Origin of the sequence: Limnobacter sp. MED105 (assembly GCF_000170915.1) — a bacterium.
GTDB lineage: Bacteria > Pseudomonadota > Gammaproteobacteria > Burkholderiales > Burkholderiaceae_B > Limnobacter.
Window position 1 is genome coordinate 310,123 of record NZ_ABCT01000001.1, and the last position, 25,941, is coordinate 336,063.

Consider the following 25,941-nt stretch of genomic DNA (forward strand, 5'->3'; position numbering starts at 1 on the left):
GGCGATTAAGAAAGCTGCGAGACAGCTGAACCCGAGCCAATTGGGCGATTAAGAAGCTGCGAGACAGCTGAACCCAAGCCGATTCCGTTGTTAAACAGCGTGCATTTAGCCCCCACGCTTGGGCAGCATCAATTCACTCGCCGCAATTTTCTCGGGCTGAAACTTGTTCACCGGCACATCCAGTTCATAGCCAATCGCCACACCGCACAACAAGTTGTACTGCTTCGGAATGTCGAAATGCTTGTCCAAGGGGGAGCGGAACAAGCCCAGCGCGCCCTGCGCGCAGGTGCCCAAACCTTCGTTGGTGGCAGCCAGCATCAGGCTTTGCAGAAAAATGCCAGCATCCAGCGCGCTGTAAATGCCCACGCCTTCGTGCACAAATACAAACGCGGCTGCGGGGGCACCAAACATGCGAAAGTTCTCTGCCATGGCCTGGTCGCGGGCTTTCAAATCATTTCGGGCCACACCCAGCACGCCATACAAGCCTTTGCCACACTCCACGCGGCGAGCTTGTAAGTCTTTGGGGTAGTTCACCACAGGTTTCACGTCACCATCGGGAATGCCCTTGCTGCGGGTCAATAGTCCTTTAATTTGCGCCAGCTTGCCGCCACGTTGCAGTTTGATGGTTTCCTGAAAGCGTCCGTACAGTTCGCTACGCAAATTTTCCAGCACATCGCCTGTGGCCAGGGCAATTCTGTAAGGGTGCGTATTCGACCAGCTTGGTGACAGTGCAGCCTGTTGAAGTAGGCGTTCCAGTACCTCGCTGGGTACAGGTTTGGGGTCAAAAGCACGCACACTGTGGCGCTGTTTCAGCGTTTCAAGAAATTCCATTTTCCCTTGCTCTGTGTAATAGTTAGCCCAGTTTAGAGTATTTCTTACTAGCCAACAGACCCGGCTCGCCACTATTCTCTCAACTGACAATACAAAAAGTCACATGAACGGTCAAACCACGGGGACAAAACAATGAACAATCCACACGTAGACGTACTGATTATCGGCGCCGGGCTGTCTGGCATTGGTGCAGCATGCCACATCAAGCAGAACTGCAAGGGCAAAAGCATCAAAATTCTGGAACGTCGCAAAGCCATCGGAGGCACTTGGGATTTGTTCCGTTACCCAGGCATTCGTTCTGACTCTGACATGTTCACCCTGGGTTACAGCTTTAAGCCCTGGAAAGGCGAGAAAGTGTTGGCCAATGGCCAGGAGATCCGAGAGTACGTGACCGAGGCCGCCAAAGAACACAATGTCACCAAAGACATTCAGTTTGGTTTGAAGGTGACTGCCGCCAATTGGGATTCCGAAGCCAACCAGTGGACTGTTGAAGGCGTCATCGAGGAAACCGGCGAGAAGCAGGTGTTTACCAGCAACTTCCTGCTGGGTTGCACCGGTTATTACAACTACGACAAAGGCTACAGCCCTGAATTTCCGGGCATCAAGAACTTCAAGGGCACCGTGGTTCACCCACAGCAATGGCCCGAAAACCTGGACTACGCCGGCAAGCGCGTGGTGGTAATTGGCAGTGGCGCAACTGCCATTACCTTGGTGCCTGCCATGGCTGACACCGCGAGCCATGTGACCATGTTGCAGCGTTCACCCACTTACATCGCGTCCATTCCATCTGTTGATCCGGTTTCCGTGGTGCTGAAAAAGTTCATGCCCGACACTTGGGTGTACAACATTGGCCGGGCCCGTAACATTGGTTTGCAGCGTTTGATTTTCAAGTTGAGCAAGCAGCGCCCACAAGCGATTAAGCGTTTGTTGTTGGGTGCTACCCGTGCACGCATGGGTAAAGACTTTGACATGAAGCACTTTACCCCCAGCTACAACCCTTGGGACCAGCGCCTGTGCGTGGTGCCCGATGGTGATTTGTTCAAGGTGTTGAAAAAAGGCAAGGCTGACATCGTGACCGACCACATCGACACATTTGTCAGCAATGGCATCAAGCTGAAAAGCGGTCAGGTTCTGGAAGCTGACATCATCATTACCGCCACTGGTCTTGATTTGCAGATTCTGGGTGGCTTGACCGCAACAGTGGACGGCACGCCTGTAAACGTGGGCGAGGTGATGAGCTACAAGGGCGTGATGATGAGCAGCATTCCCAACTTTGCCATGGTGTTTGGTTACACCAATGCCTCCTGGACATTGAAAGCCGACCTGGCCGCCGAGTTTGTGTGCCGGGTGATCAACCACATGGACAAGCATGGTTACACCCGCGTGGTGCCCAATGCCGAGGGTGTTGAAGCCGACGACACACCGATGTTCGACCTGGAAGCGGGTTACATGAAGCGTGCTGCCGATCGCTTGCCCAAGCAAGGCCCGGCTGCACCCTGGACAGTGGTGAACAACTACCTGGCCGATCGACCTGTGCTGAAGAAAGGCAAGATTGAAGACGGTGTGCTGGAGTTTGCGAAAGCAGGCGCAGCCGCTGGTAAAAAATCTTCAGGCCGCAAGGCAGCAGCAAAGCAGGCCACCAAGCAAGCCGCTTGATTGTTGTTTTGAGTTAGGTTCACGAAAGGGCTGCCGCAATGCAGCCCTTTTTGTTGGCGTCAATTGAATTCACCGCCCAAGGGTGTTTCCAGCGTGCCGGTTTCAAAGCTGCTCAGGCTGCGGTTCAAGCCCAGAAGATCGTCGCGACCAATGGTGAGCAATGCTTTGCCCAGCGCAAAATTGCCCTGTGCCCGAATGTCGTCGCGAACGGTGTTCACAGCGAGAATTTCTTCGCCGTTCACAAAATAATCGATTGGGCGGGGCACATCGGGGAACCGTTCAGCCAACGCAGGCTGGGCAAGAAGGGCTGTGGTCGACACGAGAATAGTGTGAATCGAACGCTTGATCATGGCATCTCCTCAGGCAAATGCATCATCACCTAGAGTGATGCTTTGGTGGTGAAGTTGTCTATCGGGCTTACCCTTCGCTCGAAAGTGGTAGGTGTCATCACCGGTGTGTTCAAATTCGCCTAAGATGAAGTGCCTTCATTCGCACCCCGCTCCATTGAAACAACCCGCTGATCTCGACAATTCGCTGCAGAACCTGCCTTATGCATGGCGGCGTGTGGTGCTGTTTGCCGACAACATGGCCCAGGCCAAGGTGGCCGATGCGATTGGCCGTAGCCCCAAGCAGCAGCTCACATGGATTGGATTGGCCGCCTTGCCTTTGCTGTTGCCGTTTGGCATTCCGGGCGTGGCAACCAGCCTGGGGTACCTTACTTTTCTTCTGGGCGTGGGTTATGCGCTGGGTTTTGGTATCCCAATCCCCAAATCGATTGGGGAAAAGCGCCTGCCACCCAAAGCCGCCAGTGTTTTAAAAACCATTCTGGGTGTGTTCATTCGCCGGGTTGCGCCCCACAGCAAGCCGCGCCTGTTCATCATGAGTCACCCACGCATGCGCCCGGTCAACGGCTTGGTGTTGGCTTTTGCAGGCCTTTGCATGGCCGCACCTGTGCCTTTTGCCTCATTCGACAATGTCTTGCCCGCTGCGGCCATGGTGTGTATTACTTTTGGTTTACGGGTGCGCGACGGCAGGCTGGTGCTGGCTGGTTACGTATTCACCGTGTTGGCCGCCCTGTTGGTGCTGTTGTTGTGGTGGGGCGGTTATGCCGTATTCATGTGGGTTTCAAAGCAACCCTGGGCCAGCCAGTGGCTGGGTTGGCTTTTTTCCTGACAAGGCGCAAGCCGGTGCTGCGAACAGGGGCTTAAGTTCGATAGAATCACCAGAACAACCCCAATCTGGAGCCGAATAGCACCATGACAACCAAACAAACGATTGATTTCTATTTCGACCTGACCAGCCCGTACAGCTATGTGGCTGCCGAGCAAATTGAAGAAATCGCCGCTGCGGGCCAGCGCACTGTGAATTACAAGCCCACCTTGTTGGGCTTTGTGTTCAAAACCACGGGAAACACCCCTCCCATGATGAACCCGGCCAAGGGCAAATATTCTGCGAAAGACTTTGCTCGCACTGCGCGTTTTCATGGGCTGCAAATTAACTGGCCCAAGAAATTCCCGATCAATCCGACCACAGCATCGCGTGCCATTTTGCAGGTGTTGAACACGCAACCCGAGAAAGCCGGTGAAATGACGCGTGCGCTTTACAAGGCTTATTTCGTGAACGGGCAAGACATCACCGAAGACTCCACAGTGCAAGCCATTGCCGATTCGATCGGCCTGGATGGTGCCGCGGTTGTTGCTGCTGCACAAACCGACGCGGTGAAAGAACAAATGAAAGCTGCGGTGCAGGAATCCATCGATGTTGGCATGTTTGGTGCCCCGTATTTTGTGGTGGACGGTGAAGCTTTTTGGGGTCAGGACCGCATGGAACAATTGCGCCGCTGGGTTGTGCAGGGGCCGTTCTAAACATGGCCGTTCTCGATTCCAACAATGTCAAAAACCGCCCCGACTTTGCAGCCAATTCAGCCGCGCTTAAAAAACTGGTCGACGAGTTAAAAGCCAATTTGGCGGTGGTGGCACAGGGTGGTGGCAAAGTGGCCAATGAACGCCACACCGCACGCGGCAAGTTGTTGCCCCGTGAGCGCGTGGCGGGTTTGCTCGATCCGGGTTCACCGTTTCTGGAGCTGGCACCCTTGGCGGCATGGGGTATGTACGGCGGTGCTGCGCCGGGTGCAGGCGCCATTGCCGGCATTGGCCGTGTTAGCGGTGTGGACTGCATGATTGTGTGCAACGACGCCACGGTGAAGGGCGGTACTTATTATCCGCTCAGCGTGAAAAAGCATCTACGTGCGCAAGAAGTGGCAGCCGAGAACAACTTGCCCTGTATTTACCTGGTCGATTCTGGCGGTGCGAACCTGCCCAATCAAGACGAAGTGTTTCCCGATCGCGATCACTTCGGAAGAATTTTTTTCAACCAGGCCAATATGAGTGCGCAAGGCATTGCGCAAATTGCGGTGGTCATGGGCAGTTGTACGGCGGGTGGCGCGTATGTGCCAGCCATGAGCGACGAAGCCATTATCGTGAAAAACCAGGCCACGATTTTTCTGGGTGGCCCACCCTTGGTGCAAGCCGCCACGGGCGAAATTGTCAGCGCCGAAGAACTGGGCGGTGCCGATGTTCACACCCGTTTGTCGGGTGTGGCCGATCACCTGGCCGAGAACGATCAACATGCTTTGGAAATTGCACGCCGCATTGTGGCCAATTTGGGTCGGCCCGAGAAGCGCTACCCATGGGCCTTGAGCGAATCCAGAGAACCCCTGTACAGCGCCGAAGAAATTTACGGCATTGTGCCAGTGGATGCGAAAAAACCTTTCGACGTGCGCGACATTATTGCCCGCATGGTCGATGGCAGCGAATTCGATGAATTCAAGGCCCGTTTTGGCAGCACGCTGGTGTGCGGTTTTGCCCGCCTGTACGGCATGCCTGTTGGCATTGTGGCCAACAACGGCATTTTGTTTTCTGAGTCTGCCCAGAAGGGTGCACATTTCATCGAGCTGTGTTGCCAGCGCAAAATTCCCCTGGTGTTTTTACAAAACATCACGGGCTTCATGGTGGGCAAGAAAGTAGAAAACGAAGGCATTGCACGCCATGGCGCAAAAATGGTGATGGCGGTGGCCTGTGCAAAGGTGCCCAAATTCACGGTGGTCATTGGTGGTTCATTCGGTGCGGGCAATTACGGCATGTGTGGTCGTGCCTACAGCCCGCGCTTTATGTGGATGTGGCCCAATGCGCGCATCAGCGTGATGGGTGGTGAACAGGCCGCTGGTGTTTTGGCCACGGTGAAGCGCAATCAAATTGAAGCCAAAGGCGGCACCTGGAGCAAGGAAGAAGAGGCCGAGTTCAAGGCCCCCACACTGAAACAGTTTGATGAGCAAAGCCAGCCGTATTACGCCACCGCAAGGCTTTGGGACGACGGTTTGATCGACCCTGCGGACACACGCCGCATTCTGGGCATGGCCATTTCAGCCAGCCTGAATGCTGACATTCCGGACACGAAGTTCGGCGTGTACAGAATGTAATAAATACAATAAAAAGAACGGAGACCTTGAGATGACAGAACAATCGACTGAAAAGCCTGTGATTGAGACCCGAAAGGGCAAATCCGTGTGGCTGACCCTGAACCGCCCACAGATTAAAAATGCCATGAATGGCGAAATGATCGCCATGCTGGTGGAGGCTTTTCAACGCTTGGGCAGCGATTCTGAAACACGCGCCATTGTGCTGGCTGGCAATGGCGACGCATTTTGCTCTGGCGCCGACTTGGGCTACATGATGCAAATGGCGCAGCAAGCCGCTGCGGTTTCCAATACAAATCAGCAAAGCGCCATCACATTGACCAGCCTGTTTCGCGGCATTGCCGAATGCCCCAAGCCCGTGGTGGCGCGTGTGCATGGCTTGTGCCTTGCGGGCGCAACCGGCCTGGTTAGCGCCAGCGACATCATTGTGGCCAGCAACAACGTGAAGTTCAGTTTGCCGGAGGTAAAGCGGGGTTTGATTCCCGCAACCATCAGCCCCTATGTGGTGCAGGCCATGGGGGTTCAGGCTGCGCGCCGTTACTTCATCACTGGTGAAACATTCACTGCAGAGAAGGCCTACGAATTGGGCATGGTGCACGAATTGACCACACCCGACACGCTGGACGCCAAGCTGGAATCCATTCTTGCCGAGCTGGACAGTTGCGCCCCCGATGCCATGGCCGCTTGTAAAAAGCTGGTGCGCGATGTTTCCCGCATGGACATCACTGCCGATGAAACACACGCGGAAGTGGCAGCACGTCTTGCAGCTGTTCGAGGCAGTGCCGAGGCCGCAGAGGGCATGATGGCTTTCATGGAAAAACGCAAACCGAAGTGGGTTGGCTAACCGGGTTATTTAAAAATGTTCACCAAAATATTGATTGCCAACCGTGGCGAAATTGCCCGCCGAATCAACCGCACCGCGCAAGCCATGGGTATTCAAACCGTCGCCGTGTACTCCACTGCCGACGCGAAGGCCCTGCATGTGCAGGAGTGCAATGAAGCCGTGTGCCTTGGCGAGCCAGAGGCCGCGCAAAGCTACCTGAACATCGACAAAGTAATCGCCGCGGCCAGGCAAACTGGTGCACAGGCCATACACCCTGGCTATGGTTTTTTGTCTGAAAATGCCGCATTTGCGCAGGCTTGTGCCGATGCAAACATCACCTTCATCGGCCCCGGTGTAGAAGCCATTCGGATCATGGGCAGTAAAAGTGAGGCCAAGGCCTGCGTGCAACCCGCGGGTGTGCCGCTGATTCCCGGATACTTTGGTGCAGACCAGTCGCTGAATACCTTGCAGGCTGAAGCTGAGCGAATTGGTTTTCCGTTAATGATCAAGGCGGTGGCCGGCGGTGGTGGCAAAGGCATACGCATTGTGAACAGTGCAGCCGAGTTGCAGGCCGCACTGGAAAGTTGCCAGCGCGAAGCGAAAAACGCATTTGGCGACGCCACGGTGATGCTGGAAAAACAGATCATCCAGCCTCGCCATGTCGAGGTTCAGGTGTTTGCCGATACCCATGGCAATGTGGTGCATTTGTTCGAACGCGATTGTTCTGCGCAGCGCCGTCACCAAAAAGTGATCGAAGAGGCACCCGCATTTGGGCTGACCGAGCAACAGCGTGAAGCTTTCGGGCGTACGGCTGTGCAAGTGGCCAAGGCTGTGAATTATGTGGGCGCAGGCACCGTTGAGTTTCTGCTCGACGCACGCGGCGAATTCTATTTCATGGAAATGAATACTCGCCTGCAAGTGGAACACCCTGTTACCGAAATGATCACCGGCTTTGACTTGGTGCAATGGCAAATTGAAATAGCGGCTGGCCTGCCATTGCCCGCCACGCAGGAAACCATTCACATTGATGGTCACGCATTTGAAGCGCGCCTGTACGCCGAGAACCCAGAGCAGGGATTCTTGCCTGCAATTGGTACGGTTGAATTGTGGGAAGCACCCGATGCAATCGAGTTTCGCACCGGCACCCATGCAGGGCGAACTGCCGGTATTCGCCTGGATTCCGCCATGCGGTCAGGCCTGGCTGTGTCGCCCTACTACGACCCCATGGTGGGCAAGCTGATTACCTGGGCACCTACGCGTGAAGCGGCCTTGAACAAGTTGGCCAACGCCTTGGCACAGCTGCGTTGTGTGGGCGTGAAAAACAATTTGGCCTGGTTGCGCAGCCTGTGCTTGAACCCTGAATTCGCAGCAGGCGGTTACGACACCGGGTTGATTGATCGAATGAGCACCCCCACTGACGCACCTACCCCGATTGATTCCGACACCTTGCATGCGCTGGCTGGCCTTGCGCGGTGGGCCCTTTATCAACACCAGAACAACAAGTCCACCCAAGACCCACTCGCAACACTGGATGGTTTTTACTCCAGTTCACCCCCTTTGCGGGAAGACCGCTGGTTCAATCGCGACACCGCTTTGGCCACACACACGCATGTGTCGGTGGGTGGGCAGCAAGCCCTTGTTCAGTGTGCCGGCTTCATTTTGCAATTGGCCCTAAGCCTGCAAGAACAGCGCAGTGCTTTGCCTCGATTGAAAGGTTTGGTCGAGACTGGCCCACACGCGGGCAGTGCTTTTGATTTGATCTGGCATGGCGACAACCTCAGCATTCATGTGGGTGCCGAACAAACGAATCTGCAATGGCAGAACCCGGCGCACATTCGCGCTGATCAAGGGCATGATGCCCACGGTGTGGCTGCACCCATGCCAGGCAAGGTGTTCGCCGTGTTTGTAAAAGTGGGTGACACCGTGAAGAAAGGCCAACCCTTGATTGGCCTGGAAGCCATGAAAATGGAACACACCTTGAACTCCCCCTGCGATGGTGTGGTGCAGTCCATTCCCCACCCGGTGGGCGATCAGGTGACCGAGGGCACCGAGCTTATTCATTTTTCTGATAACGACGATTCAAAATGAGCATGATCAAACTTCCAGGCCGTGTCACTCTTGTTGAAGTGGGCCCACGCGATGGTCTACAGAACGAGAAAACGCCCATTTCCACAGCCATCAAGATTGAACTGTGCAAGCAGTTAATTGAAGCGGGTATTCACCGGCTTGAAGCTGCAGCCTTTGTGTCGCCCAAGTGGGTGCCGCAAATGGCTGACGGTGCTGATGTGCTTGCAGGTCTTCAAGCTCTGCCCGAGTTGCAGGACCGCACGGTTTCCTACTCTGCACTGGTGCCCAATTTGAAAGGCATGGAAGCGGCAATTGAAGCCGGGGTGCAGGAGGCGGTTGTGTTCACGGCTGCCTCGGAAGCCTTCACGCAAAAAAACATCAACTGCACCATCGCTGAAAGCATCGAGCGTTTCAAACCTGTGGCTGAACTGGCCCGTGCGCACAACATTCATTTGCGCGGTTCCATTTCATGCGCCTTGGGTTGCCCCTATCAAGGCGAAGTGCCCGTGCAAAGCGCAGCCGAGGTGGCCTTGCGTTTACGAGACATTGGCGTGCAGGAATTTGATGTGGCCGATACCATTGGCGTGGGCACGGCACTGCGGGTTAGCCAGGTGTTTGAGGCGGTGGGTTACAGTGTGGGTTTGCAAAATGTGGCTGGCCATTTCCACGACACCTATGGGCAAGCCTTGGCCAATATACTGGCTGCCTTGCAGTTGGGTGTGTCCACATTTCACAGCTCGATCGCTGGCTTGGGCGGCTGCCCCTATGCCAAAGGTGCCACTGGCAATGTGGCCACCGAGGATGTGGTGTACCTGTTGCAAGGCATGGGGATTGAAACCGGTTTGAACCTGAACAAACTGGTACAAACCGGCGCGTGGATTTCAGGCAGCATCGGCAAGCCTTACATCAGCCGGGCAGGCCGTGCCGTGTGGAATAAACTGAATGCGGAAGCAAGCTAAATAACTGCTTAATCAATACATTCAGTTTCACTTTCTGCGCATTCTGGGAATGGCCATGAATACAGCAACGCCTTGTTCCTGGCTGTTGCGGCCAGTGTAAAGCTCGATGCGAATGGCTTTGGCCCGAATTTTCATGTGCGCCAAACCACGCCCTCGCCCCAGTGTGTTGTGGGGCATGCCTACACCATTGTCGCTGATGTTCAGCAGCACCCTGTCATTGGCCTCGTCCCAACGCACACTCAGTTCAATTTTGCTGGCCTTGGCGTGTTTCAGGCTGTTGGCAAAAATCTCCTGCACAATTCGCAGCAAATCGAACAAATCGCGAGAGCTGTATCCTTCCAGTTTGGGAATGTCGGCCACGCTCCACAGCAGCGAAACCCCACTGGCTTTCAAGCGGCGTTCATAACGCCAGCGGAAGTTGCCCAACAATGCCAGCAGGTCATCACTTTGTGGGTCGAGTGAATCAATGGCCATACGCAAATCATCCAGGCATTCCTGCAGTACATCGCGCATTTCATCCTGGCTCAGCGGCTTGGTTTCACTCAGGTTCAGGGCCGATACCAAACTGGATCCAACCCCGTCGTGAATGTCTTGCATGATTCGCCGGCGCTCATCGTCCTGGGCGCGTTGCTGCTCAATTTTGCGAAGCAAATTGAACTGGCGAAACAGCTGTTGTTCGCGAATGGCCAACTCAGAGTTCAGCGAGTCATTGGACGTTTTCAGTTCTTGCAACAGGGCGCGGTAACGCCTGAAAATAACCCAGCAGGCCGACACAAACAACAAAATGCCGGTGTACTGCGACAACAGTATGGACTCAATTGGCAGCAGGTTCAGCATGGTGGCCAAATCACGAATGCTGAGCAGTACAAACAGTAGCGAGCTGCAACCCAGTATGGCACCCTCAAAATTGCGTGTACGCCATGAATGACTGAGCAGCAGCACATTGAGAACAAACACCACCGGGATTACCGGCAACAGCAGCCAAAATGTGAAATTCAGGATTTGATCGCTGTTGGCGATGAATGTAATCAGCGACACGGCCGCGGCATAGGCCACCAGGCCCTTCGGAATCCAGGTCCAGCCCAGGTTCATGTAGCGGATCAGGAACAGCCCATACAGGCAGGCAAACCAGGCATGCAGACTGTGTACCAGTTGCCCCCACTGTGCGTGGGGCAGGGGAATCCAGTCCATGAAATAGCCGGTGTTACGAACCGCAAAAACAATCACGGCCAGGCTGAAAAACAGAAAACCTTCCCGTTCCCGAAAAACCCTGGCAAACAACAGCAGCAGCAACCCACTGGCAAAAGCCACCAAGGTGGCCAGCATCGATCCGGTCACCTGCCAGCGATAGGACGAGTCATACATGGGCTCAAGCACGCTGTTTGGCCCCATCCACACCCGGCCTAATCCACTTCGGTAGTTTTTGTAACCTGCCACCTGAATCAACAAGGTGTTGTTGCCGGGGGTGAGCAGGTCGGGTGAAAACTGAAACAGGTAGGGGTAGTTCCAGTGTCGGGTAATGTCACCTTCCAGCGTGCCCAAGCCGCCAATCCAGTGGCCATTCAGGTATGCATGGGCATTCATGATGGCCCTGGGCATGAACACTGCGTTGGGGGCTGGTTTGTCGGGGTCCAGGCGAAAGTCGATTTGATACCAGCCCTGGCCTTCGAATCCGGGTTGGGTGCTATCCCATGAGTCGGGTAACACCACTGTTTTCTTGGCATTCAGCGACAAAACATCACTGGCGCTCAAGGTGGGGTCACTGGAAAAAAGTACCTTGGCTTGTTGAAACATGTAGGCTTGCTGGTGCGAATTACTGTCGCCCAAGGCAGGCAGCGGCGCATTGAATGTGCCCAGCAACGCCACAAGCAGGGTGGCCACAAAAAGTAGCAGAAAACGCCCAATAAACAGGCGGTCAGCGCGTTCCGGGTTCAAAGGTCAAGCAGTCCCAGAAGGGTGGCTTCATACACCGCTTCAGACCTGCTGTGCACATGCAGCTTTTTGTAGATGCGCTTCACGTGGGTGGCCACCGTGTGGGTGGAAATGCCCATTTGCGCTGCAATTTCCTGTGCGGTAAAACCGCGGGCCACTTGCTGAATCACCTTCAATTCCCGGTCGGTAATGCTGCAGGCTTTTTGTGATTCATCCTGCTCAGCCTTGTTTTGTGGATATTCTGCGTCGACAGTGCGCGGCGTTTGCATCTTGGACAGCAATTGGCGTGCAATCAGCGGACTGATGGGCGAGCCCCCATTGGCCACTTCCAGAATATGCTCAATCAATTCCTCGTTGGAATAATCTTTCAGCAGGTAACCACTTGCACCAGCTTCCAGGCTTCTCACCACATGGTCTTCATCACCAAATGCAGTAATTACCAGGCACTCGGTTTCGGGTTTGTGTTTGCTCAACCACTCAATCACTTCAATGCCCGATGAATCAGGCAAACCCAAATCGATCAGCGCAACCTTCGGATTGGTCATGAACAACAGGGAGTATGCGTCTTGAACCGTGCTGGCCACACCCAGCAATTTCATGTGCGGGGAAGAGTCGATTACACGGGTCAGGTGGTCTTGCGTGGCGGGCTCATCCTCGACCAAGATCACGCCGACTGGCTTGGCTACAATGTGATCAAGATCTCGCGCGTTCATGATTTGCCGGTTTAGGTGTCCAAAGGTAATTTGAGCAGAAAACGGGTGCCTTGCCCAGCCTCGGAATGAATATCGATGCTGCCACCCAAAGCGCTGGCACGTTGTTTCAGGTTTTTCAGACCCCTGCCGTGCTGGCTTCTCTCCAACACAAATCCTACGCCGTTGTCTTGAATCTGAACACCCACATATTTTGGTCCCCTTGAAACCTGCAGGCTGACTTCGCTGGCGTTGGCGTGCTTCAGTATATTGGTAAAAATTTCCTGAACAATCCGCAGAACATGCAGGCAGTTGCGCGCATCCAGATAGGGAATAGGGGGTATGTCTTCGTCAATAACCCAATGCAGTCGAATACCTGCACTGCGCATATTGTCGGCAATCCGGTATCGGAACGCGCCCAGCAAGGTGGTCAGGTCGTCTTCGATCGGCTCAAGCGAATCTATGGTCAGTTGTAAATCCCGCAAGCCCGACTCGAGCAGGTTCAATGTATTTTTACGGTTGAAGTTGGAGGACTGCAGGTGGTGAATCGCAGCCACCAGGTGGGCACCCAAACCATCGTGCATGTCGGCCATCAAGCGCTGGCGCTCGGCCATCTTCACCTTGTCTTCGTCAATTTTCTGCATGCGCTGGTACTGCGCAGCCAGTTCGGCCTCACGCTCCATCAGGCGGCTTTGAAGTGTTTCATTGAAGCGGTCCGACTCAGCCAGCAAACCGCTGTAGCGGTCAATCAAAAAGTAGCTCATGGCCAAAAACATGGCAATGCCCATGTACTGGTTTAAAAAGTAACCATCGAAGGGCAAAATACCTGCGAGAAAAAGCAGGTCAGACACACTTAAGGCCATGTAACACAGCAAACCGAATCCGAAGGCATGCGGCGCCAGCGATTGTTTGCTGTTGCCATAGCGCATCAATTGAAGAACGTTCCAACTGTACATGCACAAGCCAAGAATGCCGTAGTACCCAACCAAGCGTAGCGCCCAGTTCTCGTTAATCATTAGCAGCACTGGAAAGCTTGCGGTGTAGGCACCCCATATTTTCCATTCAAGCCGGTGTTTAGGCACACGGCAGTACAAAAGAATCAACAGCACTATCACGCTGGCAAATACCAGCAAACCGCCCTGGGTAATTTGTATCCACAGCCCGTGTTCAACGGGCGGCACCGTGGTTAAAAATGCCAGGTTCCGGATGCCCCACAAAAAACAGGTGGCAGCCAGCAGCATTAACAGGCCGCTGCGTGTTTTGCCCATGCCAATCAGAATGGTCAGCACGATGCCCGCGCCCAACACAAAAGCTGTGCTGAGGTAAACCGAGGTCACTTGCACTTCGTAACGTGAACGGTAGGCTTCTCGCAGGTTCTCGTCCGAGCCCAGCCAAATGGAAGACAAACCAGCCAGGTAATCGGGAAAGGCGCGCACTTGAATGGCCAGTGTGTTTTTGCCGGGTTGCAGTACCCGGGCACCCAGGTTCAAAATTTGGGGGCGATTCCAGTTGCGCTCTGCGTATTCGCCTGTCATGGGGCCAAAGTACCCAATGCGCTCGCCGTTCAGGTACACCTCGGCATTCATGGCAAAGCGTGGAATGTAAAGTGCTTCAACGCGGCTATCGGGCAGCACACTGAAATCCATTTCATACCAGTAAAAACCACCCGGGCCACGCAGCTTATTGTCGATTCGGTGAGGCAGCAGCACCGCCGGGGCGGTGGCCAGGTGTGCAGGTGGTTCGGTTTGGTAATCGCTGTGCACTGCAAAACGGGCCATGGTCAGTTCAATGGCACTGGGGTCTGTGGGCGTGGCCTTGCCAATTTGGTAAAAAAGCAGGGCTGCGCCGCTCAGTGCGATACACACGGCAAATACATAAAACAGGCCAAGTTGTTTTGCCCAGCTAGTTGTGGGCTTCAATTGAGCACTTGGCATTGTTTCAGCAGTCTTTTAAATTGATCAATCCCAAGGCGTTCGCGCGGTGAACTGCGCTGGTGCGGGAATTCACGGCAAGTTTTTTGTAAATGCGTTTGATGTAGGTGCTGATGGTGTTGATCGATACCCCAAGAATGTCTGCAATCTCAGCTTGCATAAATCCCTTGGCGACCATTTCCAGTACTTGTTGTTCCCGTTCAGACAGGGGCGTGAATTCCTGATTCACCGCCGTTTTACTGGTGGGAAGTTGATCGGGCGTGGCGACCCCGCGAAACCGGTTCAGTAAGCGCCGCGCAATCACAGGGCTGATTGGCGAGCCACCTGCACGCAGTTGTTTCAATCGATCAAGAATATCGGCAGTGCGCGTGTCCTTGGTCAAGTAGCCTGTGGCGCCTGCTTCAATACTCGAAATCACATGTGACTCATCACCAAACACGGTCAATACCATGCTCTCGCAACCCGGCATGTGTTGGTGAATGTGAGCAATCAACTCCAATCCACTGCCATCAGGCAGGCCCAGGTCAACCAGCACCACTTCAGGTTGCAGCTCCTCAACCACGGCCATGGCGTCTTTCAAGGTGTAAGCTTGCCCCACCAGGTTCAATTCAGGGTGGGTTTCAATCGCAAGACGCAAAGCTTGCTGTATGCGGTCGTCGTCGTCCACCAGCATCACGCGGATGGTGTCTTGTCCAATTTCTGTTCTGCTTTGTATGTTCATTGGATCAGTTGGTTGACTTCAATAATCGGCATCATCACCGCCAGCACAATCAATAACACAATCAGGCCCATCACCAAAATAAGTATGGGTTCCATCAGGCTGGTGAGCCACATGGCCTTGCGTTCAACCTCGGTGCGCTGGCTTTCCGAAGCGCGTTCCAGCATGGCTGCAAGCTGGCCCGTGGCCTCACCGCTGGCCACAAGATGGGTCAATACAGGCGGAAACAAACCACTTTTACCCATGGCTTTGCTCAAACCACTGCCTTCTTTCACGCGCTCCTGCACATCAACCATGGCCAATTGCAATGCGCTGTTACCCAAGGTGCGGTTGGCTGCAGCCAGCGCTTTCAAAATAGGAACGCCGCTGCCCACCAGTATCGAAAGTGTAGAGGCCAAACGCGCAGTGTTCACGGCGCGGATGAAGGGGCCCACCACGGGAATGGTCAGTACGAATTCATCGAATTTCAGTTTGAAGGCTTTGTTTTTTAGCGCATTGCGAAACAGGTAAACCGCAATCGCGATCACCAAAGCCATCAGCCAGCCCCAGTCCCGAAGCAGGTCTGAAAGGGCGATCATGACCACCGTGAGTGTGGGCAATTCCTGGTTGCTGCTTTCAAACACCGAGACCACCTGGGGCACTACATAGGTCAGCAGGCCGATCACTACCATCAGCGCCACCAAGGTCACAATCGCTGGGTAAATAAAGGCGGCGCTCACCTTTTGCTGCAGGGCTTGGCGGGCCTCAAGTGCGTCGGCCAGTTTGGACAGAACGCCGCCCAAATCACCGGTGTTTTCACCCGCAGCCACGGTGGCCACATACATTTCAGGAAAGGCTTTGGGGTATTGCGCAAGCGCCTGGCTCAGTGGTGTGCCAGAAACAACCTCAGAGCGAATGCTGTTGATGCGTTCCCGAATCAAGGGTTTTTCAGCCTGCTCAACCAGCGCAGCCAAGGCTTGTGCCAGTGCAAGACGAGCTTGCAGCAGGCTGGCCAGTTGGCGGGTCAACAGCACCACCTCCCGGTTGCTCAGTTCGCGGTCAAAACGCCCGGCTTTTTTGCCAGTCATTTTTGCGCTGCCCACCTCCAGCACTTCAATCGGGGTCATGCCCTGCATGCGCATCTGGTTGCGCGCTGCACGGGGGGAGTCGGCCTCCATCGAGCCTTTGACTGTTTTGCCTTGGGCGTTTAATGCCTCGTATCGAAAAACTGCCATGTTTGCTTAGTCTCTCGTTCAGTCTCTCGTGACTCGAAGCAGTTCTTCAAGTGTAGTCGTACCACTGTCTACCCAGCGTTGGCCGTCTTCCCGCATGTTCTTCATACCCTTGGCCTGCGCGCGCTGGCGCATTTCGGCTTCCGCATTTTCGTTGTGCACCATGGTGCGCAATTCATCGTCGATGGTAAACAATTCGTATACGCCGGTACGGCCAATGTAGCCTGTGTGGCCGCACTGGTCGCAGCCATTGGCATGCCAGTGCGTGTGGCCTTGTTCATCCACAGTGCTGGTTTTGCAGTGCGGGCAAAGCCGGCGAACCAGGCGCTGGGCCAATACTCCCAACAGGCTGGAGGACAACAAAAACGGTTCAACACCCATGTCAACCAGGCGCGTAACCGCGCTTACTGAATCGTTGGTGTGCAGGGTAGCCAACACAAGGTGGCCTGTCAGCGAGGCCTGAACCGCAATTTGCGCGGTTTCAAGGTCGCGGATTTCACCAATCATGATCACGTCGGGGTCCTGGCGCAAAATCGCCCGCAGGGCCTTGGCAAAGGTCATGTCGATTTTTGCATTCACAGGTGTTTGGCTAATGCCGGGCAAGTCGTATTCCACCGGGTCTTCCACCGTCATCACATTGGTGGTCGAAGAATCGATGCGTGAAAGCGCCGCATACAGTGTGGTGGTTTTACCGGAACCTGTAGGCCCCGTGACCAGAATAATGCCGTGTGGCATGTTGCACAGGCGGTCCATTTCTTTCAGCGTGTGCTCCGGCATGCCCAAGCGGCTCAGTTCAAGCCGGCCTGCTTCCTTGTCCAGCAAACGCAGCACGGCCCTTTCGCCGTGGCCTGTGGGCAAGGTTGAAACCCGCACATCCATGGGCTTGCCACCGATACGCAAGGTAATGCGGCCATCTTGCGGCAGGCGTTTTTCGGCAATGTCCAGGCTGGCCATAATCTTGATACGCGAAATCAGGGCCGAGTGCAGTTCACGGCGTGGCTGCAACACATCGCGCAAAGTGCCGTCCACGCGAAAGCGAACCGCTGAATGGGTTTCGAATGCCTCAATGTGAATATCCGACGCTCCATCGCGGCTGGCTTGGGTCAACAGGGCGTTGATCATGCGAATGATTGGCGCGTCGTCTTCGGTTTCCAGCAGGTCTTCCACTGCAGGAATGTCTTGCATCAACTGGTCAAGGTCCAGGTCGCCTGCCACTTCATCCGCCACGGCGGCTGCGCTGGTTTCCTGGTTTGAATAGGCCTGGTTAATTGTTTTTTCCAGCACCACTGAGTCTTCGCAAAACACCCAGTCAATGGGGCAGGGGGCAACACGCTGTGCTTCAATCAATGCGTGGCTGGGCGTGCGTGGGCTAAAGGCCAAACGCCACAATTCACTTTGTGCGTCCAGACACAGCACCTGGTTTTGTCGCGCAAAACCATAGTGCAGGCGGCCAACTGTTTGTGGATTGAAGCGCAACTCGCTCAAGGTTTGTTACTCCCGGTGGGCGCTGTGCCGAAATTCGAGCTACTTTCATTGCTTCCACCGCCCCTCACAATTCTCCCGCCATTGGGACCCACATCCGAATTGCCACTGCTTTCACCCGCGCGGGGAATCACCAAAATACGGTTGCTTGGCGTCAGGTTGATTGAATCGCCATTGCTTTGGGCAGGCGCTACCGTGTTGGGTCGCGCTACATCGGCAGGGCGGCGGCTTGGCAGCACGGGCGCTTCCATATTGGGCAATCCAAAACGTTTCTCGGGCTGGTTTTCCTGTTGCAACTGGCGCATGTAGTCGTAGCGGTTGGTCACAATGCTTTGGGCCTGGTCTTCGTTGCGAACCACCACGGGGCGCAAAAACACCATCAGGTTGGTTTTCTGGCGGCGGCGGTTGTCATACCGGAAAAACTGCCCCAGCACCGGAACATCGCCCAGTCCCGGCACCTTCTCTTCGTTGCCAGTGACACGGTCTTCCACCAGGCCACCCAGCACAATAATGTTGCCAGTTTCTACCAGCACATTGCTTTCAATGGACCGCTTGTTGGTGATGATGCCCGACACGTTGGTGCTGTCCACCACCGAGCTGACTTCCTGAAAAATACCCAGCTTCACAATGCCACCTTCCGACACTTGCGGCTTCACGCGCAGGGTCAGGCCAACGTCCTGCCGCTCAATCGTCTGGAAGGGGTTAACGGTTGCACCGTTGCCACCGCTGTTGGTGAATTGCCCGGTAATGAAAGGCACGTTTTGGCCAATCACGATTTTGGCTTCTTCATTGTCCAGCGTCAGAATATTTGGCGTTGAAAGAATGTTGGCGTTGGCTTTGCTTTCCAGTGCCCTGGCCAGAAAGCCAAGGTTGGAAATAGTACCGATGCCGGGAATATTCACTTGCCCGTCAATCACACCGATGTTCAGGCCACGGCCCACCGAACCCAGGTTGGTGGCTGCGCCCAGAATGTTGCTGCCTGAACCGGGGTCGTTGAAGTTGGTGCCGCCGATCACTCGAACACCATCTGCGCCCACGCCTGACAAGCCTTGAAACTGTATGCCAAACTCGGCCGCTTTGTCGGTTGACACCTCAACAATCAGCGACTCCACAAATACTTGCGCACGGCGCACATCCAGCTTCTCGATGATGGAGCGCAGGTTTCGATAAATGGGTTCAGGGGCGGTAATAATCAGTGAATTGGTGGATGGGTCGGCCTGTACAATGCCGCCATTGTTCAGGTCTACGTTGCCAGAGGCGGCGCTCAACTGCCCGCTGGAGGTGCCACCACCCAGCGACGAGCCCAGGCTACTTGAACCCAAGCCAGCGCTGCCGTTGGTGATGTTACGTGTGCTGTTGTTGGTGTTGGAGGTATCACCCAAACCACCCACCCCGCCGCCAGACAAAGAACTCAAGCCGGAAGAACTGTTGTTGTCGGAAATCGGACTGCTGCTCAATACTGCCTGCAATGTTTTGGCCAGCTTGGCCGCCTCCGCATTTTTCAAGTACACCACCCACACATTTCCGGGTTGCTTGGTGGGTTGGTCCAACTTGGCAATCAAGGCCTTCGCCAGGTTAAGGCGGGCTTTACTCGGCGTGCGCAACAGCAATGAATTGGTGCGGGGGTCGGCCATCACTGACAAGCGTTGACCTGCATCAACTGCCGCGCCGGTGCCCCGGTTGCCTTCATCCAGCATGCGTCCCAGAATGGCAGCCAAGTCCACAGCCAGGGCGTGCTCAAGAGGCACCACTTCCAGGTCGCCTGAATAAGGGCCATCAATGCTGGCAATAATGCGGGCAATTCGTTGCAGGTTGTCTGCGTAATCGGTAATTACCAGCGTGTTGTTGTTGGGGTAAGCCGCAATTGTGTTGTTCGGTGCAATCAAAGGGCGCAGCACTGGCACCAGCGCGGTGGCAGACTCATAGTTCAGCTGAAACACCTGGGTCACAATCGCATTGCCGCTTTGGTTCATCGCCTTGCGTGGGTCTACGCTGTCGGCCTGCACTTTGGCATCGTTTTCAGGCAATACACGGGCAATACCACCGCTTTCAACAATGGTAAAACCTTGCAGGCGCAAGGCAGCCAGCAGCGCATTTTTTGCATCGGCGGCGCTCAACGGCTCAGGCGAAACCAGTGAAATGGTGCCGCGTACCCGCGGGTCTACTACGAAGGTTTGATTGGTAAACGACCCGATTGCACGCACCACAGCGTCAATGTCTGCATTCACAAAATTCAATGCAAATTTGTCTTCCTGGCTGTTTTGTACTCGCGCGGTGCTTTGAAGGTTCAGGTTCTGTGCATGGCCTGCAACACCCAATCCCAAACCCATTGACGCCAGTGTGATGCTCAAAATCGAGCGTTTCATTTGTCCCATGCGTGCAGTGTTCAAGCTCACTGTTCCTTTTATTTTTGCTTCTTTCATCAAAATACACCCAAGCGATAGCGATCGCCTTCAAGTCGTCCCATCTGGCTGAGCAAGCCGGTCAACGCATCCTTGCTGCGTTCTTGTGCACTGGCATACCCATTGAATACAAATCGTTGTCCGTTTGTCCACTGACCCTTTCCCTCCAGCATCAAGGGGCCTTTGTTGGTCGCCAGTGTCATGTCTATTCTTGTATCAGGATTTCCTGTCACGGTGATGACATATTCACCCAAGGGTCGAATACTGGCCAACGCCGATTGGGCATCCAGCCATTTCAGCGTGGCATTCATGTCCTTGCCGCTTTCCCATTCAAGCCAGCTTAACTGCAACAAGCCTTCGGGTCGAATGGTATTGAAGGGCGCACCAGTTGCACCCAGCCAGGCTGCGGGCATTCGGAGTTCTCCGCCACTCACTGTAATACCTGCGCCATTGAATCCCAGATGCAAAGGCTGCACGAATTTTGGATGAGTTACTTCAATAGCCAGCCAACCGGCATCGCTGCCCAGTTTAAGTCGCCAGGCCAGTGCCTCTGGAATGGCATACATCCGCGCGCCATCGGACAGGCCCAATTGCATTTGACCAGCCCACACAGACCCATTGCTGCTTAACACCCGAAGCTTGCCCTTGCTTGCAGACTCAATGCCGCCCGATACGGCATACACAGGGTAATTCCACACCAGCACTGCCAGGGCGATCAATAAAAACGGCCACAACCCACGCAAACGTTTCATTGGGGTGTGCCTGTATTTCCCTGGCTGGCTGGCAACAAGGTGACATAACCTTTCAGCACTCCGGCTTCCACTTTTTCTACTTCAGCCAAATTCAAGCTGATGCTGGAAATGGCCTCGGCACGCGCCATCCAGGCCAAAAAGCCGCTGGCTGAAACATTGTTGAATTCCACCCGAATATCGCCTTCTTCGGTGCGTACCAGGGTGGCTTGCTCAGAAACTCCCTGTTCTTCCAGCAATTGTTGCAGGCGTGCCTGCAAATCGCTTTCGGGCACCACTACGCGAGAGCGCGCACCTCGCAACGCCTCCAGGTCTTGTGCGGCACGCATCACTTGGCCTGCCTTGTCCACCAGCGCTGCCTGGTTGGCGGGGCCTTGTTGTATGGTCAGCAGTGCTGGTTCAATCAGCACAAACCAGGCAATCAGCACGGCAGCCAGTGCACCGCCGTAAGTCACCAGTTTCCGTTCCCTGCTATTCAGTTGGTCCAGTTGGGCCTGTGCCTTGTTCAGCAAATCATTGGGTTTCATCGCGCCACTCCCTTCTTCACTTGCAGAACAGGCAAGTTGGATTGCGCGCCGATCAGCCACTTGGCGTCCAGTCTTCGGGCTTTCAGTTTCTGCAAGGCGGCACCTTGCTGGTCTTCAGAAACATTGGCATTGAACCGAACGCTCAGCGTGTTCTCGGCCCAGGCAAAATCGACCATGCTGTTGAAGGGCGCCTGTTCCATCGCCAACCCCACCTCGTGAAGCAGGGCGCTTGCACCTTGGGCGTTGCTGGTGTCCAGCCCCGCGTTCAAGTTGCGTTTTTCGCGTTCAATCAACAACAAGGGATCGGCCACCATGGGCGTGTTGGGCAGTGCCTGTGCATAGCTCTCGTTAATTTGAGCTTCAATCGAAGCATTCGCACTTTCAATTTTAAAGGCCAGTACATTCAGGCCCACCACTGCTACAGTCAGCAATGCCACAGCGGGCGCAAGTAGCTTACGCAAGCCGGCCTGGTTGGCCATGGGGCGCATGCCCATTTTTCGAAGTTCGTCAGCGTTTAGCAGGCTTTTGTTCAACAGTCTGGGCAAAGGCTCAATGGGCGCGCGTGCACTGGCCCGTATTTTGTGTTCGCCCATGGCCCCGTCCACCTGGCTGCTCAACCAGGTGTAGTCCGTGTTGTTCAATTCAATCACTGGGGCACCAGCTTGTTGCAATCGGCGTTGCAGCATGACTTTCAACACAGCAGCCTGGGCGGTGGGTGTCAACAAAGGCGTGTCAATGCCGTCTACCAAAATAAAGTCTTGCCCGCTCAACCATGCAGCGCCTTCACTTCCAGTGCGTTCCCGCAGGGTTTCACAGCTTAGGCCTGCAAGCTTCAAGCCTTGTTGGGCGCAACTGCTCACAATGTTGCGTGCACGTGTTTTGCCCAATACCGCAGCCAGCTTTGCGCCGCCCGTGTGGTGGGGCAGGTTGGCCCACAGGCTTACATGGTTTTCTTCGGGCTCGTTCAACAGGTAAGGTTCAACCAGAAAGGGCAGTGCCTCCTTCAGTTTGTTGCCGGTCAACTTGGGGGGAACAACGGCAAACAGTCCCACTTCAGTGGGGTTTACCAACACCAGGCAAGGCAGGTCTTTGGGCAGCTTGTTCAGGGCCTCTTCGCCACCGTGTAATTTGTCACCGCTTCGTGCCAGCACCTCATAGCGCAGCCGTATCATGCGGCCTTCTTCTTCAGCACGGGTTTGGTCCAGGGCCTTTGGCCACCAAATCACCAACAAGGGTTGGTTGTTATTCAATTATTGTCTCCACATCACATACACGCGCTGGTCTCGTCGCTCGAGCAAAGCCCGGGTCCGAATCAACGCCTCCTCCACCTGTGCAGTGCCTTCTACCAGGAAGTAGTTGCTGCTCACAGTTATTAAATCATTGTTTATGGTCACATTTGCATTCAGTGCAGCCCGAATATCCGCCACATTCCGGAAAGTGACCCTTTCTCGTTGAGCCAGCAATCGCTGGGCATCGCTGAAACTCATTTCTTCTACTACTGCATAAAGCACCTCGGCAGATGCAGTATTGGCATTCACCGCACTGGCTTTGGGCAAAATGGCCACATAAGGGCGTAACTGGTTCCAGGTTTCCTCTGTAATGCCGTACTTGCCTCGAAACTCCTCCCATCTCAGCGCAGGCTCAATCGGCAGGGCGTTTGGATCGATACCCTGTTCCTCGGGGTTGACCAGCTTGGGCATAAACATGGTGCTCAAGGTTTGTACCAGCAAATTACGCTGGTCTGCAGGCACGCTCAGCAGGTCGCTCAGCTTGGTAAAGCCAGCCAGCCACACCTGTTGGCGCGCGTTGTCGGCACCCAGGTTGCGCAGGTTGAATCGTCCCTGTGCATCTTCAATTCGCCCGGTCAGCACCACTTCACGGTCATCAATGTCGGTGGCATTTTCTTCCTTGCGCATCAAACCTTCATTGATACGGCTTTCTGCCAAGGGCACTGCCCACGGCTCTGTCAAGGTGTCGGTAGTTGACACCCTAGCGTCTTCGCGCAAAATAACCCGGGCCCAGTCCACGCCGCTGCGGCTTACCGCATCAGCCTGATCGCGTGCCGCGGCCACCGAAATGGTTTTTGCAGTGGCAAACAGGTTCCAGATCAAAGGGCTTACCGCCAGTGTGCACAGCACCACAATGAACAGCGCCATCACAACGGCTGCTCCTTGCTGGGTCTGGGGGCGAGGCATTTGCATCAGTACACCCCACCAGTCAAAAACACCCGAGTCACCGCCTGGTTGTTGGGTTGGGTCAAGCTGATTTCAACTGCGCGCACCAGGCTTTGCACCGCCTGTCCTTCGGGTGTCTCCGGTGTTCCAGGTGTTTCACCGTCCTCGCCACCAGGGGGGCGTTGCGCTGGCGCACCGTTGTTCAGTTGCAATGCGGGTCCTTGCAGTTCAAGGTCGGTACGTTCCTGAAGGGCGTGGTTACCAAACACCACGGGGCTGCTCCAGCCACCGGGTTCTCGCAGCAGGCGCACTTGCATGCCGCGGGTGGGAATTGGGTCACTAATCGAGGGTTGCTCCGGGTTGGCCTGTCGGCGGGCAATACGCAGAAGGTTGGTGCCGTCGAGCACCCATTCCACACGCTCCCGGTAAGCCGGCTCGCTGGTGTTGCGCTGGGTAAACTGAATCAACAGCCCATTGCCAGTCACTTCAATCAAGTCGCTTTCTGGGGTAGGTGAATCCAGCGTCAACTCAAGTGCGCCCAAATCTTTCTCGAATTGCGACATCACCGCTGACACGGTTTGAATTTGTTCATCCACGGCGGTCACCCGGTTGGCCGATCGCAGTACTTCCTGTAGCCCCTGCCAGGACAAAATGGAAATTACCGACACAATGCCCAAGGCAATTAAAACTTCCAGCAGCGTGAAACCCTTGGCATTGTGATTCATGGTGCGCTGCTCAAGAAAATCACCAGGCGTGCCAACTGATTACCCTGTTCGCCTTCGAATGCGTCCAGCACCTGAATTTCCACCCGCCTGAAATTCGGATTAGGAGTGTTGGAAATTTCTACCCGACATACAAAGCGGAAATTGCCTTGAGGACAGGCCTGCTGGGCAGTTTGCGCACTCGGGAACACGCCTGCAACACGAATAAAATTGGCGGTGTTTTTTGCACTCCACTGCGCATATTGCCGCTTGATCATCTCATCCTGTTGAATGTTCAAGTTGCCGGCCGCCTTCAGGCAGGCAATCAAGGCCACCGCAATAATGGTCATGGCCACCAACGCTTCAATCAGGGTAAAACCGCGCTGCTGCTTCATAGGCTCTGGCGTGCCCGGTTCAGCACAGTGTTGGGTTTGCTCACCTTGAATACACCACTGGCCTGGCTTTCCAACACCACTTGTACCTGGTTGCGCTGAAGCACAATGGCCTGGCGTTTCAGGCCGGCCTGGCTTTCCAGGGTCAGGAATTTATTTTCCAAACCCTCATTGATCAAGGTCACTTTGAATGGGCCGTTGTCCCAAAGGCGGGGGCGCAGCAGGGGCTCCGTAGTGACTGGCACCCAGCGGCTACCTGTGAATTCTTCAAAGGTATAACCCTCATCACCGGCCACGAAGCGAATGTCTTTGGATTTCAACAGTGATTCTTGCTGCGCAATCCGCAGCAGTTGTGACAGTTTTTTGGCGTCTGACTCCAGGTAATTGGAATCGCCGGGCGTGCCGCGCACCACAATAAGACCAGCGGCGATCGACAGAACGACGATCACCACCAGCAATTCAAGCAGGGTGAATCCCTGCTTAGAGGCTCCACGAACCAATGTCGGCATTCACGCCCTCACCACCGGCTTTGCCATCTGCACCAAAGCTCATTACATCCACTTCGCCGTTAATACCAGGGCTCAAAAACTGGTAATTACTGCCCCAAGGGTCAACCGGCAGGCGCGACAAATAACCACCTTGCTTGTAGTTGCGTGGTACAGGTTCAGTGGTAGGGGGAGCCACCAAGGCTTGCAAGCCTTGTTCCGTGGTGGGGTAGCGGCTGTTGTCCAAGCGGTAAAGGTTGAGTGCCTGCATGACCGAGGCAATATCCTGCTTGGCAGCAACCACACGGGCTTCATCGGGGCGGCCCATAATTTTCGGCACCACCAGCGTGGCAAGAATGCCAAGAATGACGACAACCACCATGATTTCGATCAGGGTAAAACCCTTGTTTTGTTTTTTGCCTTGAAGCGAATTTAGTTTTTTCATAAACAACCGTCGAGAAGATCCAGAATTATCCTTGCTGAAGGTTACACCCATTTTATGAATATTTGACAGCAGCCCGCACCACCATTGCACGCTGCACGAAATCCCCCTGCTTTCGGGTCATCGGTAAAACCTTTATCGATGTCACGTAAATAGGGTCTTTCTTAGGTGTTCTTGCGTGCGCATACTACTGATGTGGGCAACTCAAGTTGCCAACAACCCTTGAAGCATGGCTTAAAAACCGGTCACCCTTGCGGGTTGTCCGGTTTTTTTTTGAATCAAGCCCATCTTGCGG

Annotated in this window: 24 protein-coding genes; 7 read left to right on the top strand and 17 right to left on the bottom strand. The window is 54.7% G+C overall.

Annotated elements, in window-relative coordinates:
* Window positions 1-105 precede the first annotated feature (105 nt).
* On the bottom strand, window positions 106-831 hold the full coding sequence (locus LMED105_RS01435; protein WP_008247460.1) for a nitroreductase: 726 nt from the start codon (window positions 829-831) through the stop codon (window positions 106-108).
* Window positions 832-963: 132 nt separating this feature from the next.
* Between LMED105_RS01435 and LMED105_RS01440 the strand changes: the two genes are divergently transcribed.
* A complete protein-coding gene (locus tag LMED105_RS01440; protein ID WP_008247461.1) occupies window positions 964-2,487 on the top strand; it encodes an NAD(P)/FAD-dependent oxidoreductase in 1,524 nt (507 codons plus the stop codon).
* A 59-nt stretch (window positions 2,488-2,546) separates the two neighbouring features.
* Here LMED105_RS01440 and LMED105_RS01445 read toward each other — a convergent pair whose 3' ends face one another.
* A complete protein-coding gene (locus LMED105_RS01445) occupies window positions 2,547-2,837 on the bottom strand; it encodes a hypothetical protein (protein WP_008247462.1) in 291 nt (96 codons plus the stop codon).
* Between the two features lie 154 nt (window positions 2,838-2,991).
* On the opposite strand from LMED105_RS01445, the gene LMED105_RS01450 reads away from it, so the two are divergent.
* The 6 genes from LMED105_RS01450 (at window position 2,992) to LMED105_RS01475 (ending at window position 9,811) form a co-directional block, all read left to right on the top strand.
* Window positions 2,992-3,660 (top strand): exopolysaccharide biosynthesis protein, encoded by a 669-nt coding sequence (locus LMED105_RS01450; RefSeq protein WP_198006770.1) that lies wholly within the window; start codon window positions 2,992-2,994, stop codon window positions 3,658-3,660.
* Between the two features lie 83 nt (window positions 3,661-3,743).
* Window positions 3,744-4,352 carry a 2-hydroxychromene-2-carboxylate isomerase gene (locus LMED105_RS01455; protein WP_008247466.1) on the top strand — a complete coding sequence of 203 codons (609 nt, stop codon included), beginning with the start codon at window positions 3,744-3,746 and terminating at the stop codon, window positions 4,350-4,352.
* Window positions 4,353-4,354: 2 nt separating this feature from the next.
* Window positions 4,355-5,965, top strand: a complete 1,611-nt coding sequence (locus tag LMED105_RS01460; RefSeq protein WP_008247468.1) for a carboxyl transferase domain-containing protein — start codon at window positions 4,355-4,357, stop codon at window positions 5,963-5,965.
* A gap of 31 nt (window positions 5,966-5,996) precedes the next feature.
* Entirely contained in the window at window positions 5,997-6,806 is an 810-nt protein-coding gene (locus tag LMED105_RS01465) for an enoyl-CoA hydratase-related protein (RefSeq protein WP_008247470.1), read from the top strand.
* Window positions 6,807-6,821: 15 nt separating this feature from the next.
* Window positions 6,822-8,873 (top strand): biotin carboxylase N-terminal domain-containing protein, encoded by a 2,052-nt coding sequence (locus LMED105_RS01470; protein WP_008247471.1) that lies wholly within the window; start codon window positions 6,822-6,824, stop codon window positions 8,871-8,873.
* Between the two features lie 5 nt (window positions 8,874-8,878).
* Entirely contained in the window at window positions 8,879-9,811 is a 933-nt protein-coding gene (locus tag LMED105_RS01475; RefSeq protein WP_040512185.1) for a hydroxymethylglutaryl-CoA lyase, read from the top strand.
* A 27-nt stretch (window positions 9,812-9,838) separates the two neighbouring features.
* On the opposite strand, the gene LMED105_RS01480 is transcribed toward LMED105_RS01475, so the two are convergent.
* Genes LMED105_RS01480 through gspG form a run of 15 tightly spaced genes read right to left on the bottom strand, consistent with a single transcriptional unit; the run spans window position 9,839 to window position 25,649 of the window.
* A complete protein-coding gene (locus LMED105_RS01480; RefSeq protein ID WP_008247473.1) occupies window positions 9,839-11,746 on the bottom strand; it encodes a sensor histidine kinase in 1,908 nt (635 codons plus the stop codon).
* The gene (locus LMED105_RS01485) at window positions 11,743-12,456 is read right to left on the bottom strand and encodes a response regulator transcription factor (protein ID WP_008247474.1); all 714 of its coding nucleotides are present in this window, start codon (window positions 12,454-12,456) and stop codon (window positions 11,743-11,745) included. Before LMED105_RS01485 ends, LMED105_RS01480 begins: the two co-directional genes overlap by 4 nt.
* Window positions 12,457-12,467: 11 nt before the next feature.
* Window positions 12,468-14,351 carry a sensor histidine kinase gene (locus tag LMED105_RS01490; RefSeq protein WP_198006771.1) on the bottom strand — a complete coding sequence of 628 codons (1,884 nt, stop codon included), beginning with the start codon at window positions 14,349-14,351 and terminating at the stop codon, window positions 12,468-12,470.
* Between the two features lie 19 nt (window positions 14,352-14,370).
* Window positions 14,371-15,084 carry a response regulator transcription factor gene (locus LMED105_RS01495; protein ID WP_008247476.1) on the bottom strand — a complete coding sequence of 238 codons (714 nt, stop codon included), beginning with the start codon at window positions 15,082-15,084 and terminating at the stop codon, window positions 14,371-14,373.
* Entirely contained in the window at window positions 15,081-16,295 is a 1,215-nt protein-coding gene (gene gspF, locus LMED105_RS01500) for a type II secretion system inner membrane protein GspF (protein WP_008247478.1), read from the bottom strand. Before gspF ends, LMED105_RS01495 begins: the two co-directional genes overlap by 4 nt.
* An 18-nt stretch (window positions 16,296-16,313) precedes the next feature.
* On the bottom strand, window positions 16,314-17,777 hold the full coding sequence (gene gspE / locus LMED105_RS01505; RefSeq protein ID WP_008247479.1) for a type II secretion system ATPase GspE: 1,464 nt from the start codon (window positions 17,775-17,777) through the stop codon (window positions 16,314-16,316).
* Window positions 17,774-20,197 carry a type II secretion system secretin GspD gene (gene gspD / locus LMED105_RS01510; protein WP_008247481.1) on the bottom strand — a complete coding sequence of 808 codons (2,424 nt, stop codon included), beginning with the start codon at window positions 20,195-20,197 and terminating at the stop codon, window positions 17,774-17,776. The genes gspE and gspD overlap by 4 nt, the downstream gene beginning before the upstream one ends.
* Window positions 20,197-20,928: a type II secretion system protein N gene (gene gspN, locus LMED105_RS01515; protein WP_008247484.1), complete on the bottom strand. Its 732-nt coding sequence runs from the start codon at window positions 20,926-20,928 to the stop codon at window positions 20,197-20,199. The genes gspD and gspN overlap by 1 nt, the downstream gene beginning before the upstream one ends.
* On the bottom strand, window positions 20,925-21,452 hold the full coding sequence (gene gspM / locus LMED105_RS01520) for a type II secretion system protein GspM (protein WP_008247485.1): 528 nt from the start codon (window positions 21,450-21,452) through the stop codon (window positions 20,925-20,927). Before gspM ends, gspN begins: the two co-directional genes overlap by 4 nt.
* On the bottom strand, window positions 21,449-22,702 hold the full coding sequence (gspL, locus tag LMED105_RS01525; protein ID WP_008247487.1) for a type II secretion system protein GspL: 1,254 nt from the start codon (window positions 22,700-22,702) through the stop codon (window positions 21,449-21,451). The genes gspM and gspL overlap by 4 nt, the downstream gene beginning before the upstream one ends.
* Window positions 22,703-23,653 carry a type II secretion system minor pseudopilin GspK gene (gene gspK / locus LMED105_RS01530; RefSeq protein WP_008247488.1) on the bottom strand — a complete coding sequence of 317 codons (951 nt, stop codon included), beginning with the start codon at window positions 23,651-23,653 and terminating at the stop codon, window positions 22,703-22,705.
* Window positions 23,653-24,351: a type II secretion system protein J gene (locus LMED105_RS16000; RefSeq protein WP_008247490.1), complete on the bottom strand. Its 699-nt coding sequence runs from the start codon at window positions 24,349-24,351 to the stop codon at window positions 23,653-23,655. The genes gspK and LMED105_RS16000 overlap by 1 nt, the downstream gene beginning before the upstream one ends.
* On the bottom strand, window positions 24,348-24,722 hold the full coding sequence (gene gspI, locus LMED105_RS01540) for a type II secretion system minor pseudopilin GspI (protein WP_008247492.1): 375 nt from the start codon (window positions 24,720-24,722) through the stop codon (window positions 24,348-24,350). Before gspI ends, LMED105_RS16000 begins: the two co-directional genes overlap by 4 nt.
* A complete protein-coding gene (locus LMED105_RS01545; protein WP_008247496.1) occupies window positions 24,719-25,228 on the bottom strand; it encodes a prepilin-type N-terminal cleavage/methylation domain-containing protein in 510 nt (169 codons plus the stop codon). The genes gspI and LMED105_RS01545 overlap by 4 nt, the downstream gene beginning before the upstream one ends.
* A complete protein-coding gene (gspG, locus tag LMED105_RS01550; protein WP_008247498.1) occupies window positions 25,200-25,649 on the bottom strand; it encodes a type II secretion system major pseudopilin GspG in 450 nt (149 codons plus the stop codon). The genes LMED105_RS01545 and gspG overlap by 29 nt, the downstream gene beginning before the upstream one ends.
* Window positions 25,650-25,941 lie beyond the last annotated feature (292 nt).